The sequence below is a fragment of the Patescibacteria group bacterium genome, assembly GCA_041661625.1.
In the GTDB taxonomy this organism is placed as follows: domain Bacteria; phylum Patescibacteriota; class Patescibacteriia; order JAHIZJ01; family JAHIZJ01; genus JBAZUB01.
Map to the genome: position 1 here is coordinate 524,872 of JBAZUB010000001.1, position 14,112 is coordinate 538,983.

Here is a 14,112-nt window from a genome sequence, read left to right on the forward strand (position 1 = left end):
CCTTCCCGACCAGCGCCACGCCCCAAGTTCCACCGCGACACCCCAACTTCCATTACGGTGTGGCGGGTATCATCACGGGCTACGCCGGAGGCGCCCCGGTGGTGACCAGCGGGCGGCTCAACCCCGTCCACATGGACAGCCAGACCCGCGCATAATCGCCAACCTGCCACGGGTGTTTCATGCTCGTTTCGCCGGTCCAGTTTCACTGCGACCGGCCTTTTTTATTACAAATAGAAAAGGTTCGATCTGGTGTCGAACCTTAGCAGACCGGACGGCGCGTCAGCGGGTCGCGCCGCATGCCCGGCGGACGGATAGCGCTGCGAAAGAGTCCGGTAACGGACAGGCTTGGCAGAACAACGCCCATTAGTCGCCCAACCGCGGTTTCGTCGGCTGCCGCCGGGATCGTCATAGCGGCGTTACAGCTTGGGCAGTGGCTGGGCAATGGTAGGCCGCGCTCCACACATCCGCACTCGCTGCACGAATGACCGGTTGCCATCAAACCAGGCCCGGCTAGTGGCATCCAGCTGCCAACCTGATCATCGGTCACTTCCATATTGGCTCCCTCCTGATTTGGCACCGGTGGTTCCCAACACCGAGCCCAACCAGATACAGTATACACGGCTGTCGGCAAGAAACAAGTAAAATAAAACGCCTCATTGCTGAAGCGCTGCGTCCACGCCCATCGGATCGGGCAGGTGCGCGTGTGCGGGTTCGGGATAGATGATGTCAGCAAACGCCGTCAATACGACTGGCGGCACAGAGTCAGCCAACCTGACTGATGCCGGGTAGCCCGACCGGCGGTGATCCAGACGATAGTGCCCCCATTCGCCGGGACGAAGGTGTTGCGTGTGCCGGGTGGTCATCAGTCGGCGCCAAGTAATCCGATGGGGCCGTAGTCTCATGAGTTGTGCCAACCGATACCGCGCTGTGGCGAATGACACTCCATCACCCGGACCGTCGCTGCCCACATCAGCGAAGTAGCAGACGGGTAGTTTCCGACCCGGCGGTGGTGACAGCAACAGTATCCGGATCGTTACCTGGCCGATCTTGCACTCAAACCTGGCCAAAACATCCATGGCTCCTCCTAACCTAATACCACATACCCCGTTGCTCATCCGGTCGCAGTTTACTGCAATAATCGATTCATTGTCAATCGGATTTCGTGCAGTAAAAGAAACGACCCATCCTGTTACGAATGGGTCTCGACCGGCGCTGGCGTTCCAAGGTTCGTGAATCAGCTTGTCACTCACGCCCGAGTCTGGCGTCGTCGGCCATGAGCGCTTGCCATGCCTGCTCGACGTCCACATCAGGTTCACCCCAGGAACGTCGAATCGTTTCCTGGAAGTTTGACTTGGCTCGCTGTAGTTCTTGTCTGGTAGCCGATACACGACCGCCCTTCTGGCCAAGCGCCAGAACTACGTAAACCCCCTCATCCATTGGGCGCCTCTTGCCGTACAAGTCTCCCCTCCTGTTGGTGGCCCAAGAAACATCATGACATGTGAACGCGTTCATCCTAATACCACAACAACTTGGTGTCAATATTCACCGGTACTAAAAGTTATTATTGTACCCGTGCTATAAAATATTGCTCCTGGACAAAATCACAAATTTGCGCTATAATAAAGTCAGAAAATGAAAAATAAAAAGCGCCACAATCTGGGTTCACGGCATATGATCCGTCGGCTGATCGGAATCGTTTTTGTATTCACCATCATCGGCTGGATCGTAGCCGCGACGGCTCAAGCCGAACCAACACCCCAAGTAACTGCGGACACCTACACGCAAGATTCGCTTTCCGGCCAGCGTCACAGCTCACCGGCTGTGTTCGAATTCACTTCCGATCCCATTCAAGCCGAATCGTTAATCGAAGCCGTCGGATTCACCTGGAGCGAACCAGCTGATATTTCATTTGATATTCAATATCTCACCGATGGTCAATGGAGTGGCTGGACCACCATCACCGCCTCGACCGATATTCAGCCCAAAGACGCGAGCCGGCACGCCACCGATCTGTTTTTCTTAATACCATCAAAAACTTTTCGCTATCGTACCCACTCGGTTGCAGAACCAAGCGACATTAAAATTACCGTTTTGTCAGAGGGACATACCCGCGCAGTAACCGGGTTCTTCCATAATCTCTTGACGCGCCTGATTCCAAAAGCCACCGCCAGTGTCTCAATCGTCAACCGAACCGCCTGGGGTGCCGATGAATCGATCTCAACCTGGCAGCCGGAATACGCCGCTCCTAAAAAATTCATCGTTCACCATACCGTGACCAGCGATGGCGGCACTGACCCGGCCGCCACAATTCGGGCTATCCAGTACTATCACGCGGTGACATTGGGATGGGGTGATATCGGTTATAATTATTTAATTGATTCATCCGGCTTGGTATATGAAGGACGCAAAGGCGGCGACGCGGTGATTGGCGCCCACGCGGCGCGCGATGCGACCTGCAATCAGTCACGTTTCGGCGGCGGAAATGTTGAAATCAACTTTAATCCCGGTACTATTGGCATTGCCCTGTTGGGTAACTATGAGACGAATCAACCGACCCAAGCGGCAATCGACGCCTTATCAAACTTGATTGCTGAAAAAGGCGCTCTTGACGGTATCCAGCCGGCCGGCGCCTCAGACTTCCTAGGTATGTCGGCCCTGCCAAACGTCGTCGGCCATGGTGATATTGATTGTACGTTGTGTCCCGGCCAGAACCTGAATACATTACTGCCTCAAATACGCACCGCCAGCCAAACGCTGTACGATAGCGGAACGATTCAGCTCACCCAAAATGCCCGGCTGGATTTAATCAGCGAATCATCATTTGATCTGGAGCGCGGCACCACGAAAACTATCCGGGCTATCATTTCAAATATTGGTAATGTGCCGTGGCACAATTTTGACCAGGCATTGCTGGCCATCAGGCCAGTTAAATCCCCGGCGATCATGGCGTCATCCAACTGGCCAGCTGCTAGCATCGCCGGGCAGTTAACTGCCGCAACTGTTACCCCGGGCGACAACGTGGCCGTTGACTTTACAGTAACGGCACCGAGCGATCGACTGACCGCCGATGAAGAATACTTGGTCGCGATTGGCGATCAGTTGTTCAACGGCACTAAATTTAATATACACATAGATGTTACCGGCTTAGATCGTGCGGCAAGCTTGAAACAAAAAACTGTCCCAGTAGCTACGCTGGTTAAATCGCGTCCCAAGATGGTCTTGCAATATACCAATCTAGGCAAGATAACCTGGACGCCGAAAAACACCTATTTAAAAATACTCGATCTCAACAACCGGCCCAGTCGCTACAGCGACCGCAGCTGGCCCGATTCGGCTGGTAAAATAAAACTTAAGGAAGCCAGCATCGCCACCGGGCAGGTGGGTACGTTTGAATTTTATGAAACCAGCCCGGCCTACAGCGGACTGTACAAGCAGGTCTTCAGTCTCTATACCGATAATCAGCTGGTGATAAATTCTGCTACCGAACTGATCAGTCGGGTCGATCCCATTTACAAAGCCGAGTTGGTCAGCGCTAATGTCCCATTAGCGACGCGGGTCGGTTGGCGCCCCACCGTCACGGTGAAAGTAAAAAATACCGGTTCGGCCACCTGGGATAGTTCGATGCGCTTGAAGATATATGATCTCAATGGTCGCGCCAGTCCATTCCGCGATACCAGCTGGAACACTTCCGCGGGTGATATCAAGATGAAAGAGACCACCGTTCGCCCGGGTGCTACCGCAACTTTTACCTTTCGCTTGAACCCGGCTCGATCTGGTCTTTACCGGACGGAACTTCAACTGACTACCTCCGCTTCACCCGAAATCGTACCGGACAGTAACTTCGTCCGGATACTGCGCGTTGATCCTAAGTAGACAATATACTAATCATAAAGAAACAAGACCCCTAGCGAGTGGCGCACGGGGGTCTTTCGACGAGCAGCTTGAAGGTGCCCGAGCTGCTGCCTAGGAGCCGGGTCGGGGCGGTCCGATCGCCTGACGCCGCCAGAACTGAACCCACAAACGGATAACCGCATTCTTGAGCTGGAGCAGGTAATTCCAAGGTAGCTCCCCCCTCAGAATCGGCATCCACCACGGTGCTTCGACACCAATCTCGACCACTCTCCCCTTGACAGAGACTACGGTGATTGTAGCGGGTCCGATTCGGACCACGTCACCATAGGTACGTTTCATCACGAGCATGGCCACATCCTCCTGCCTGATGGCGCTATCTTCGTTTGTTGTGATCTGAGGTGTCCCAAGGTGCGCTAATTGGCAGCACATCGCACACAGTATACTGGCTGGTCGTCGCCTTGTCAACTGGTATGAAATACTCATACTATTTTCGCTTTACCTAGGAGAGTTTTTATGCTATTATGAAGCCTGATTATACCCGATAATACCTAACCGATTTTTTTATGTATCTTACCTGGCTGGGCTTAAATTCCTTCAAAATTCAAACGTCCGATTGCACACTTTTCACGGACCCTTATGGAATTGTTTCCGGACTGAAATTCCCCCGTTCCCAGGCTGATGTTGTGACCGTTTCCCAACCCGAAAATCCACTAGCTAATAACCTTGACGGCGTCAGCGGCACACCCTACCGGATTGTCAGTCCAGGAGAATATGAGGTAAAAAAAATCTTTATCCGCGGCATCGCCGATGCTGGTGTCACGTTGTTCTATTTTGAAGTCGAAAACGTCAGCATCGCCCATATTGCGGCTCTCAAGCACCCGCTGACCAGCGAACAGCTGGAAACTTTTGAAGATGTCGATGTGCTGCTGGTGCCAGCCGGGAATCCGAAGGCTGTCGAAGTGGACCAAGCCGTCAAATTGATTAGTCAAATTGAACCCAGGTTGGTTGTGCCAATGTTTTATAAAATACCGGGCTTGAAATCGCCGGCCGAACCGTTGCAGCCTTTTCTCAAAGCCATGGGCGGACAGACGCCGGAGTCGCTCCCCAAGCTTAAACTGATCAAACGCGACCTGCCCCAGTCTGAAACCAAGGTGGTTGTTTTGACCCCGTAATCATCATGCCCAGAGCCGCTAAAAAACTTGTTGCCAAACGATCCCGCCGCGTACCGATTCGCGTACTTGAATCCGCTCCGGAACCGGCCCGGCCGGCGTTAGATGAAACATTCCTGGAGCACCGCCCACTCACGAGTGCGGCCGTGAAACCCAAGCCGGACACGGTGGCCAAACGCACTCCGCCGGTTTTTCAATTACCTGACCGGCCGGCCAGACGCGGCGCCTTGGTCTGGGGAGTGGGTATCAGTTTCATGTTGGTGCTGACGATATGGTTGGGCGTCATGCGCTTCCGGCCCCAGCGATCCGGCCCTAATTCGGCCGACGAGACAATAGCCAATATCGGACGGGTGCTGTCAGACTTCTCTGACCAATTCGATCAGCAGGTTAATGATGTCAAACAGCAATTGGACGACGCCGGCGACCCAACTACGCCGGAAGTCAAGGAGTTGCAGAAACAAGTTTTTCCCGAGTTTATTAAATAATAGTAATCACAGTTAATATTACCGACGTATGACTGAAAATCCCATCGGCACAATTTCACCCCGCCAGATAACGGACGAAATGCAGGAGTCGTATCTCGACTATGCCATGTCCGTGATAGTTTCGCGCGCCTTGCCGGACGTGCGTGACGGTTTGAAACCGGTCCATCGACGAATCCTCTACGCCATGTGGACGATCGGCTTACGGGCCGGCGCCAAGTTCCGCAAATCGGCCAATGTGGTCGGTGAGGTGCTGGGCAAATATCACCCGCACGGGGATATGGCCGTCTACGATTCCATGGTCCGCATGGCCCAGGATTTTTCTCTGCGCTACCCGCTGATCGAGGGCCAGGGCAACTTCGGTTCGATCGACGGTGACAGCGCGGCCGCCCATCGTTATACCGAGGCCCGGCTTGATCGCATTTCGGACGAGATGCTGGGCAGTATTGAAAAGAACACCGTCAACTTCCTGCCCAACTATGACGGCTCGCAACAAGAGCCCCAGGTGTTGCCATCACGGCTGCCCAATCTGCTGCTCAATGGCACGATGGGCATTGCCGTCGGCATGGCCACCAGCATTCCGCCGCACCATCTCGGCGAAATCATCGAAGGGACCGTTCACCTAATCGACCACCCCAACGCGTCGGTCGAAGACCTGATGCAGTTTATCAAGGGGCCGGACTTTCCGACCGGCGGTCAAATATTTGATATCAATGAAATTTCCCAGGCCTACGCCACCGGCAAGGGCCGGATTGTGATGCGCGGCAAGTGTGAAATTATCGAAGCCGATTCCGGACGTTTTCAGATTATTGTCAATGAAATACCGTACCAGGTAAACAAGGCCCATCTTATCGAACATATCGCCCAGCTGGTCAATGATAAAAAGATCGATGGCATTAGAGACCTGCGCGACGAGTCGGACAAAGATGGCATCCGGGTGGTGATCGATTTGAAAAAAGACGCCTATCCCAAGAAAGTTCTCAACCGCCTGTATAGCCTGACCGAGCTGCAAACCGCTTTTCACGTCAACATGCTGGCGTTAATTGATGGCTTGCAGCCGCGCGTGCTCACGCTCAAGATGGTGCTCGAAGAATACATCAAGCACCAGCAGGAAGTGACCCGGCGCCAGGCTCAATACGATCTGGATCGAGCCAAAGAGCGGGCCCATGTGTTGGAAGGTCTAAAAATCGCCTTGAGCCATCTGGATGCGGTAATCGCGACGATCAAGAAGTCGAAAGACAAAGATGAAGCGAAAGTAAACCTAATGAAGCGGTTCAAGCTGACCGAGATCCAGAGCGTCGCCATTCTGGAAATGAAGCTGCAGCAGCTGGCCAACCTGGAACAGCAAAAGATCCTGGACGAATTAAAAGAAAAGCTGGCCATCATCAAAGATTTGCAGGCATTACTAGCTTCTCCTAAACGGATTCTAAGCGTTATCAAAGCCGACTTGGCGCGTATCAAAGAGAAATACGGCGATGCCCGGCGTACTCAGGTCTTCCCCAACGCCGTCGATAAATTTACTCAGGAAGACCTGATACCAAACACACCGACTATCGTCATGACAACCCATGACGGATATATCAAGCGGGTGGAGCCGGAGTCTTTCCGCACCCAGGGCCGCGGCGGCAAAGGTGTTATCGGCCTAACCACCAAAGAACAAGACTTCGTGGAACACTTCTTCAGCACCACCACTCATACCGACCTGCTGTTCTTTACTACTAAGGGCCGTGTCTTCCAGCTTAAGACTTATGATATTCCGCCGGCCAGCCGTACCGCCAAGGGCCAGGCGATAGTAAACTTCCTGCAGCTGCCGAGCGAGGAAAAAGTTTCAGTAATTCTGCCGATATCGGAATTGAAGGAATACAAATTCCTGACTATGGTCACCCGCGATGGCGTGATCAAGAAGGTCGACATTACTGACTTTGCCAAGGTGCGGCGTTCTGGTTTGATCGCCATCAAGCTGCGAGCCGATGACATCCTGCAATGGGTCAAACCCACTACCGGACATGACAATCTGATTCTGGTCAGCGAACAGGGCCAGTCGATTCACTTCCGGGAAAAAGATATTCGAGCTATGGGTCGCAATGCTTCCGGTGTACGCGGCATCCGGTTAAAGAAGAATGACCGAGTCTCCGGAATGGACGTAATCTCCGAAGGCAAACCGGGACCGAACGAGCAAATCCTGGTAGTGATGGCTAATGGCTTTGGCAAGCGCACCGGTATCAAGAACTACAAAGTCCAGGGTCGGGGCGGCAGCGGTATCAAAACCGCCAAAATCACGCCCAAGACCGGCCAGATTTGCGCTGCCTTCATCGTCAATGCCAAACTGGAACAAAACGATATTATCATTATGTCCGAGCGTGGACAAGTAATCCGCCTGCCGCTCAAATCGGTCTCCGTGCTCGGCCGCGCCACTCAAGGCGTCCGTCTGATGCGATTCTCCGAGTCAGCGGATAAGGTGGCGTCGGTGACAATCATATAACACACCAATTTATTCGTAGGCGACCAAGCGATTGGTCGCCTACGGAACAGATAATAGCCTCCGGAGGACGGGGGCTGTTTTGGTATATGACTTCAATTCGAAACTTTTAAAAGTTTCTAAATACCGAAAATGAAGCCACGGCGTGGTCCGTATACAATACCAAAAGAAAACTCGAACTGTTACGTCCGAGTCTGATTGTCTGTCACCGCCCAACATCTTCCGTTGTGAGCGGCCACACCGTTTCGATGTTCCGGAACAGATCCGTCAGCATGCCACCCAGCCGTTCTCGAATGACCCGGATACCATCATCGTCCGGTTGATGATTTGCGGTCAGAGCCCAGAGGTACCCTCGCAGTTCAAGCATGGCCGCGATGACCTTAGGATGCCGTGGAGCAACTTCCAACACACCACTTTTAGCCCGGACGCAGGCAACGGTTTGGCGCTGAACGCTGTACTGTTCACACAATCCAGCCTTGTCCCATGATTGGACAAGCCTAGTTAGGTCCTCATTCCGCCAAAGTTTGCCAACGGTGTGTTCTAGATGGGAACCTTGGCCACCTAAGTGCTCGCCGAAAATGAACACAACCCACGGCTGGTCACCCGCGTTCCACCGTGTGACCACCTCAACTAACCTTGATGGTTCCCATGTTCCAGCTTCGAGTTGACTTGGGTTCCAAACAACTCGGAAAAGTAGCCTTTTTTCGGTGAACTCCGCTAGCCAGTCAACAAACCCTTCAGGAATCATCATGCCCTCCAGTCGCCTAGGTAAAAACCGTCGGCTATGGTTGTTGGATCGGGCTTCCGGTTTGGAAACCGTCAAAGAACCAACCGAACCTTAATATCAATTGGAAATTGTGTCAAACTTCAGAACCTTCAATTCGTAGGCGGGCCCCGTACCAGACTCGGTACGGGGTTTGCCCGCCTACGTTGTATTGATACTAAATAAAAACGACTCGGATGATCTCATCCGAGTCTAGGTTAGTGGTGGTGGCAGCTCCCAGTCGCCACCCGATGCCGTCACTTGAATTGGTTTCTCGCCCAGCCAGACGCGGCACAACGTCAGGACAACTTCAGGGCACGGCGTTGGCGTGGTAGCGAAGAATCCTCCCAACGGCGCGTATGAGCCCCCCGCCCCGTAACGCAGTATGACGCGAGCAAAGAGATAGTGGCCGGGGCTTCCGATGAAACGGGCGTTGAGCCCGGCCAGTAGCACAAAATGCTGTACCGAGTCCGGATCGAAACCCTCTTTCCGAGCCGCCGCGATAATCGCACTGCCCACTGAGACCGCGTTGACCAAGCCCGGGACGCCATCATAGACCGGTGGATAGCAGTAAACGATTGAGTCGTCTTCGAGCACGACATAATATGGTCGGCGGCCTTGGCAAAGAGGACAGGTAATGGGCTTCAATTCAAGTGGCATCTTTTAGCTCCTCGTTGAAAAAGGGCAGAAATCGGATCATCTCTGGTTTAGAGATTGTTTTGCTTTGGCCATTTGAGTTACCCAGACTCTAGCATTTTTATCACTACTGTCAACCCAGTACCGTAGGCGAGGATGCCTGCCCGCCGAAGCCCTGGCGTAGGTGGGGCCAACCTCGCCTAAGTCCAGGGTGTACACCAGCCCTTGCCAAAATACCAAATATTAGTTATGATTCTCTCGAACACATATGGGATTACCTGGGAAAAAACTACCGAAGTCCGCAAAAGGTCCGAGACTGGCGCGCTTGAAACAAATCGCAGCCAATCTGACGTCCTGCCCAAAATGCAAGAAACCGATTCGGCCGCATCAGTCCTGCCGTTTCTGCGGTTATTATAAAGGGCGCGAAGTTGTTGCCGTGAAATTCAAAGCCGGCAAATCGAAAGCCAAAGCGGAAACAAAGAACGCTAAATCATAAACTGTTTCACGGCATGTCGAACCGACACCTTGGTCGAACCATTGCGATGCAGACACTGTACGAATGGGACTTCAACGGCCAAAAACAGTCCGATTTAACGCAGGCGGCGCGGTCGAACGTGGAAAAGTTCGCGCCCGGTTTTGATGACAGCGAGTTTACCGTTCAATTGATCACCGGCATTCAGAAGCACTTAGATGGCATCAACGGCATCATCGTCAAATACGCGCCCGAATGGCCGCTGCCGCAAATCACCGTGGTAGATCGGAATATACTCCGGATCGGAGTTTTTGAATTACTATACTCGCCCGACATTCCGCCCAAAGTGGCGATCAATGAGGCGATTGAGTTAGCTAAGACTTTTGGTGGCGAATCATCGGGCAAGTTCGTTAATGGCGTACTGGGCGCTATCTTCAAGGATCTCGAAGCCAAGAAAATCACCCCCCAAGTTCCAAAATCAGCAGTTTCAAGATAGTTCCTGAGTTTCTATTGGTTAATTATTATTTGTTACTTATTAATTCTTAAATCCTGGCCGGCGCAGGAAACACGGTATCAAACTTGATACCAGGTTCCCTACTCTGGTCCGCGGAGGACACATGAAAGATCTTGCCCGACTCGAAGAACGTTTAGGCGTCAAGTTTAAGAATCAGGATTTACTCACTCAGAGCCTGGTGCATCGTTCCTATCTCAATGAACATCCGGAATTCCGGCTCGGTCACAATGAGCGCTTGGAATTTTTAGGTGACGCAGTGCTCGAATTGGCTGTAACGCGCTATCTTTATGAGCAGTACCCGGCCCAAACCGAGGGCGAACTGACCAATTGGCGCGCCAGCTTGGTGAATAGCGATAAACTAGCCGAGTGCGCCGAAGAGCTGAATATCAACGATTTTCTTTATTTAAGCCGAGGCGAATCAAAAGACTCACAATCCAAGGCGCGCCGCTACATTCTCGCCAATGCCTACGAAGCTATCATTGGCGCGATCTATCTGGATCAGGGCTTTGAGGGCGCCGAAAGTTTCTTGCATCGCGAGCTGCTGCCCAAGCTGGCCAACATCCTGGCCAATCAACTTTACTTGGATCCGAAAAGCCGGTTTCAGGAACGCAGCCAGGAAGTGGTTGGCGTCACGCCCCGTTACCAGGTAATTGCCGAGTCGGGCCCTGATCATGACAAGAGATTCGAAGTGGGGGTTTTCCTCAATGATGAGCGGGTCGCTACTGGCATTGGCGCTTCGAAGCAGGAAGCCGAAGAAGCAGCCGCCCGCAAAGGCCTCGAAGTAAAAAGCTGGCTGTAATCTTTTCCTCCGGAGAATTACCTTAATTTTACCTTTTAAATTTTGAATTATTAATTTTTCTTGACTATGAGCGCGCTTGATCTCGTTCTCATTACCATGACTACTTTCCTGATGATTGTCGGCTTTTTAGGTACTCTTGTGCCAACGCTGCCGGGATTGCCGTTGCTCTGGGGCGTGGTCATGATTTATGGCATCACTACTAAGTTTGAAGAAATCGATAAGAATTTTATGATTCTGACGACGTTGCTGGTGGGATTGATTATTCTGCTTGATTTGATTGCCAGCCTACGTGGCACTCAAAAAATTAAGGCGAGCTTTTGGGGTGCGGCTGGAGCGATAATCGGCGGTGTGGTTGGGGCCAGTTTTCATTCATTAGCCACGCTGGTTATTATGCCGATTGTCGGCGCCGTCATCGCCGAACTGCTAACCGGCCGTGACGCGATTTATAAAGTCGAAACGCAGAACTATCATTTTATCGGCTTTGTCGGGGGTACAATAGTAAGAGTAGCCGTAGGCGTGACCTTGATTGCCATGTTTCTGTCGAAGGTGCTGTAGGTCTTTTATCACGATTCGAGTCTGACCTATTGACAAAATGACAAAAATTTGGTAGCGTTGGGTTAGACATCAAGCGATGAGGCAATAACCGTTTCCATAATAAGCGCACCTTCCAAGTAGGTCAGTGTGATACGTTCGTTGCCAACCTAGAGAAAGGGGCGAATCCATGAACAATAGAGCGTTGGTAATTCTAGCGGTACTGTTCAGCCAGTTCTGGGCGTTCAACCCGGCAATGTCAGCTGACACCGAGTCGTCGGCATCAGCCGATACCGATAAATGCTTCGTCAAGCCATCCGACATTGACAAGGCCTGCATCACCAGAGGTTGGTGTATCCAGGCGGAAAACTTCGCCTTTCGGATTCTCCCGAAGGAGGACATGTCGGTCCAGTTTCTTCAATATCTGCAAACAACACCGGGCAGCCCGAATTTGGAGTTTGTTATCAAGCAGGTGATGGAAAACCCGAATACGCGAACGTTCTCATGTTCAATCCGGCCGTTACCCGCGGTTCACGCCATTAACTTCAAATGGAACATCGGGTTAGTTCTCAAATCCGGTGATCGAGTGTGGGCGACAAGCTGGATATACCTGACTAACGGAATCTTTTCCGCCCACGAGCCATTCGGGTTACAGTTTGTTCCCGGTGTACAAGGCATGAGTGACTCCGGCTGCTCGTTTGAATTATTTTGCGTTTTTCCCAACCAGACTGAATCTGGGAAAGAATGGCGCAACGGCCAAGTTTCCGGCCTCGTCATCGAGTGACATGGGCCAAGAGTGTCCGTGGCATAAACGCAGCGAAGGTAACCTTAGTTGCCACGGAGGAATGGCGGCCATTGGGATAGCCGCCAAAGGAGGTTCTCATGAGACGGCTTCTGGTTCCCCTGTTCGCGCTGGTTCTGTTGGTCACGCCCATGGTCATACCGACCGTCCAGGTCACGACCGATCAGAACAACGCGACGATCATGACCGCCGGCAACGTCAACACGGCGACGGCACCGACGGACATCGGGACAACGATCCATCTGGCGAACATCGAGATCACATTCGCACAGGGTGGAAACGCGCAAGCCTGGAACTTGATCTACGAGCTCTGCAGGGCCGGGGTGCCTGGCATGTGCGAGCTCTACCAGGACGGTCAGGGTATCCTCTGGTAGATCGACGGTTCCGGGGTTCCTGATCTGGTACTCGGGCATCGTATTTCAATCGCAAGGGCGGATGAAGCACGATGCTCTTTTTTTATTATTATATCGCTTTAGCCTGACTGCTTATTTTACAAAAGTTGGCCCGCTCTTGACATTGTATACAGGTAGTACTAAGGTGGAATCAAATTGAATATGTGAGGCGATGAGCTATTGTCTGAATCTGGTCGCTTTCCCTATATAATTGCTAGTCTAAAGGCTTTTATGGAGGGGCGGACAATAGGGAGCTAGTAGCGAAACCGACACGATTCCACTCGATCATCAGCCTCAATTCGTTGAGGTTTTTGTGTAATATTAGGCATTTTCTCAAGCATCCTAGTCTTATCCGAATACAAACCTCGGGTGAGACGGGGTGCTGGAGGGAAACCCGACAGCACCTTGACAACCTGTTTGACAAACATCCAAGTGATAGTAAAGTTCTGCACAACTGCCGATGGGAATACATCTCAGCGGCCATCCGGTCCGTCCTGATCGAAGGAGGTCTTGTCATGCGACTCATCGGAACACTCATCATCCTCACCGTGCTCATCACGAGCGTGGCGGGGGCACAGACGGAGCAGGTCTGGATCAAGGGGAACCCTATTCCCCCAGACACTACTGCTGCGACGCCCTATACGTGGGCCATCGTCGGTGATACCCTGTCGGTGAACGGCTACGTGGCGGCTATCGCACCACCGACGCCGCCGACTCGACGGCCCGACACACCGACTGGCAATCTGAGCCAGGAGGCATACGATGCCATGTTCGTAGCCAAGGCTACGGACAAAACCAACTACGCCATCGCGCGAGCCGGGTGTGAAGTGTTTGGAGCGAGTGATCTAGTGGCCAAGGCCGAGATCATCGACGAAATCACGATCCTGGTAACTTGGGCTGACCAGCCCGACCGCCCGGAGTACGTTCGCATACCGACCCAGGAAAAAGCCGGCAAGCGTTCCGGGCCAGCACGGCTTCAAGACATCAAGACCGCCTACGAATACGACCTAGCACGCGGTAAGTACCTGCTCATCTACTCGTCTTCCAGTTTTGCTTCCGTCGGATCAGCCGACTGGCCAGCCTGGAAGGCGGAGATTGAGCGGGCGCGCGCCGGATTCGACAAGCGCACCTGGAATGGCCACCTGATCGATCCGATGTCGGCGATGCTCTTCCGAAACCCGGCGACCCTGTCCAAGGTTCGCCGCGTGGCGGGCTGACCGC

The 14,112-nt window shown here is 52.8% G+C and carries 17 protein-coding genes and 1 riboswitch; of the genes, 11 read left to right on the forward strand and 6 right to left on the reverse strand.

Going from position 1 to position 14,112, the window contains the following annotated elements:
* Positions 1 to 259: 259 nt before the first annotated feature.
* The 3 genes from WC734_02590 to WC734_02600 all read right to left on the reverse strand — a co-directional run bounded on the left by WC734_02590 (position 260) and on the right by WC734_02600 (position 1,437).
* Positions 260 to 553, reverse strand: coding sequence for a hypothetical protein (locus WC734_02590; GenBank protein MFA6198024.1), 294 nt, complete (start codon positions 551 to 553; stop codon positions 260 to 262).
* Between the two features lie 100 nt (positions 554 to 653).
* Positions 654 to 1,076, reverse strand: a complete 423-nt coding sequence (locus WC734_02595; GenBank protein ID MFA6198025.1) for a hypothetical protein — start codon at positions 1,074 to 1,076, stop codon at positions 654 to 656.
* 166 nt (positions 1,077 to 1,242) lie between these two features.
* Positions 1,243 to 1,437, reverse strand: coding sequence for a hypothetical protein (locus tag WC734_02600; protein ID MFA6198026.1), 195 nt, complete (start codon positions 1,435 to 1,437; stop codon positions 1,243 to 1,245).
* A gap of 195 nt (positions 1,438 to 1,632) precedes the next feature.
* Between WC734_02600 and WC734_02605 the strand changes: the two genes are divergently transcribed.
* Positions 1,633 to 3,873, forward strand: a complete 2,241-nt coding sequence (locus WC734_02605) for an N-acetylmuramoyl-L-alanine amidase (GenBank protein ID MFA6198027.1) — start codon at positions 1,633 to 1,635, stop codon at positions 3,871 to 3,873.
* A gap of 90 nt (positions 3,874 to 3,963) precedes the next feature.
* Here WC734_02605 and WC734_02610 read toward each other — a convergent pair whose 3' ends face one another.
* Positions 3,964 to 4,281 (reverse strand): carbon storage regulator, encoded by a 318-nt coding sequence (locus WC734_02610; protein ID MFA6198028.1) that lies wholly within the window; start codon positions 4,279 to 4,281, stop codon positions 3,964 to 3,966.
* Positions 4,282 to 4,415: 134 nt separating this feature from the next.
* Here WC734_02610 and WC734_02615 point away from each other — a divergent pair, with 134 nt between their 5' ends.
* From WC734_02615 to gyrA, 3 genes are read left to right on the forward strand one after another with little or no spacing between them, the layout of a single operon-like run.
* On the forward strand, positions 4,416 to 5,024 hold the full coding sequence (locus WC734_02615; protein ID MFA6198029.1) for an MBL fold metallo-hydrolase: 609 nt from the start codon (positions 4,416 to 4,418) through the stop codon (positions 5,022 to 5,024).
* Between the two features lie 5 nt (positions 5,025 to 5,029).
* A complete protein-coding gene (locus WC734_02620; GenBank protein MFA6198030.1) occupies positions 5,030 to 5,506 on the forward strand; it encodes a hypothetical protein in 477 nt (158 codons plus the stop codon).
* 28 nt (positions 5,507 to 5,534) lie between these two features.
* Entirely contained in the window at positions 5,535 to 7,985 is a 2,451-nt protein-coding gene (gene gyrA / locus WC734_02625; GenBank protein ID MFA6198031.1) for a DNA gyrase subunit A, read from the forward strand.
* A 202-nt stretch (positions 7,986 to 8,187) separates the two neighbouring features.
* On the opposite strand, the gene WC734_02630 is transcribed toward gyrA, so the two are convergent.
* Positions 8,188 to 8,733, reverse strand: coding sequence for a hypothetical protein (locus WC734_02630; GenBank protein ID MFA6198032.1), 546 nt, complete (start codon positions 8,731 to 8,733; stop codon positions 8,188 to 8,190).
* 225 nt (positions 8,734 to 8,958) lie between these two features.
* Positions 8,959 to 9,342 carry a hypothetical protein gene (locus WC734_02635; GenBank protein ID MFA6198033.1) on the reverse strand — a complete coding sequence of 128 codons (384 nt, stop codon included), beginning with the start codon at positions 9,340 to 9,342 and terminating at the stop codon, positions 8,959 to 8,961.
* A 307-nt stretch (positions 9,343 to 9,649) separates the two neighbouring features.
* Here WC734_02635 and rpmF point away from each other — a divergent pair, with 307 nt between their 5' ends.
* The 7 genes from rpmF (at position 9,650) to WC734_02670 (ending at position 14,108) form a co-directional block, all read left to right on the forward strand.
* Complete coding sequence (gene rpmF / locus WC734_02640; GenBank protein MFA6198034.1) at positions 9,650 to 9,877, forward strand: 50S ribosomal protein L32; 228 nt, start codon at positions 9,650 to 9,652, stop codon at positions 9,875 to 9,877.
* A 13-nt stretch (positions 9,878 to 9,890) separates the two neighbouring features.
* Positions 9,891 to 10,349 carry a transcription antitermination factor NusB gene (nusB, locus tag WC734_02645; protein MFA6198035.1) on the forward strand — a complete coding sequence of 153 codons (459 nt, stop codon included), beginning with the start codon at positions 9,891 to 9,893 and terminating at the stop codon, positions 10,347 to 10,349.
* Between the two features lie 121 nt (positions 10,350 to 10,470).
* The gene (rnc, locus tag WC734_02650; GenBank protein MFA6198036.1) at positions 10,471 to 11,166 is read left to right on the forward strand and encodes a ribonuclease III; all 696 of its coding nucleotides are present in this window, start codon (positions 10,471 to 10,473) and stop codon (positions 11,164 to 11,166) included.
* 66 nt (positions 11,167 to 11,232) lie between these two features.
* Positions 11,233 to 11,721, forward strand: a complete 489-nt coding sequence (locus WC734_02655) for a DUF456 domain-containing protein (protein MFA6198037.1) — start codon at positions 11,233 to 11,235, stop codon at positions 11,719 to 11,721.
* Positions 11,722 to 11,887: 166 nt separating this feature from the next.
* Positions 11,888 to 12,481 (forward strand): hypothetical protein, encoded by a 594-nt coding sequence (locus WC734_02660; GenBank protein ID MFA6198038.1) that lies wholly within the window; start codon positions 11,888 to 11,890, stop codon positions 12,479 to 12,481.
* A gap of 98 nt (positions 12,482 to 12,579) precedes the next feature.
* Positions 12,580 to 12,873: a hypothetical protein gene (locus WC734_02665; GenBank protein ID MFA6198039.1), complete on the forward strand. Its 294-nt coding sequence runs from the start codon at positions 12,580 to 12,582 to the stop codon at positions 12,871 to 12,873.
* Positions 12,874 to 13,047: 174 nt separating this feature from the next.
* Positions 13,048 to 13,172, forward strand: a riboswitch (cyclic di-GMP riboswitch).
* A 30-nt stretch (positions 13,173 to 13,202) separates the two neighbouring features.
* The gene (locus tag WC734_02670; protein ID MFA6198040.1) at positions 13,203 to 14,108 is read left to right on the forward strand and encodes a hypothetical protein; all 906 of its coding nucleotides are present in this window, start codon (positions 13,203 to 13,205) and stop codon (positions 14,106 to 14,108) included.
* The last annotated feature ends 4 nt before the right edge of the window (positions 14,109 to 14,112 follow it).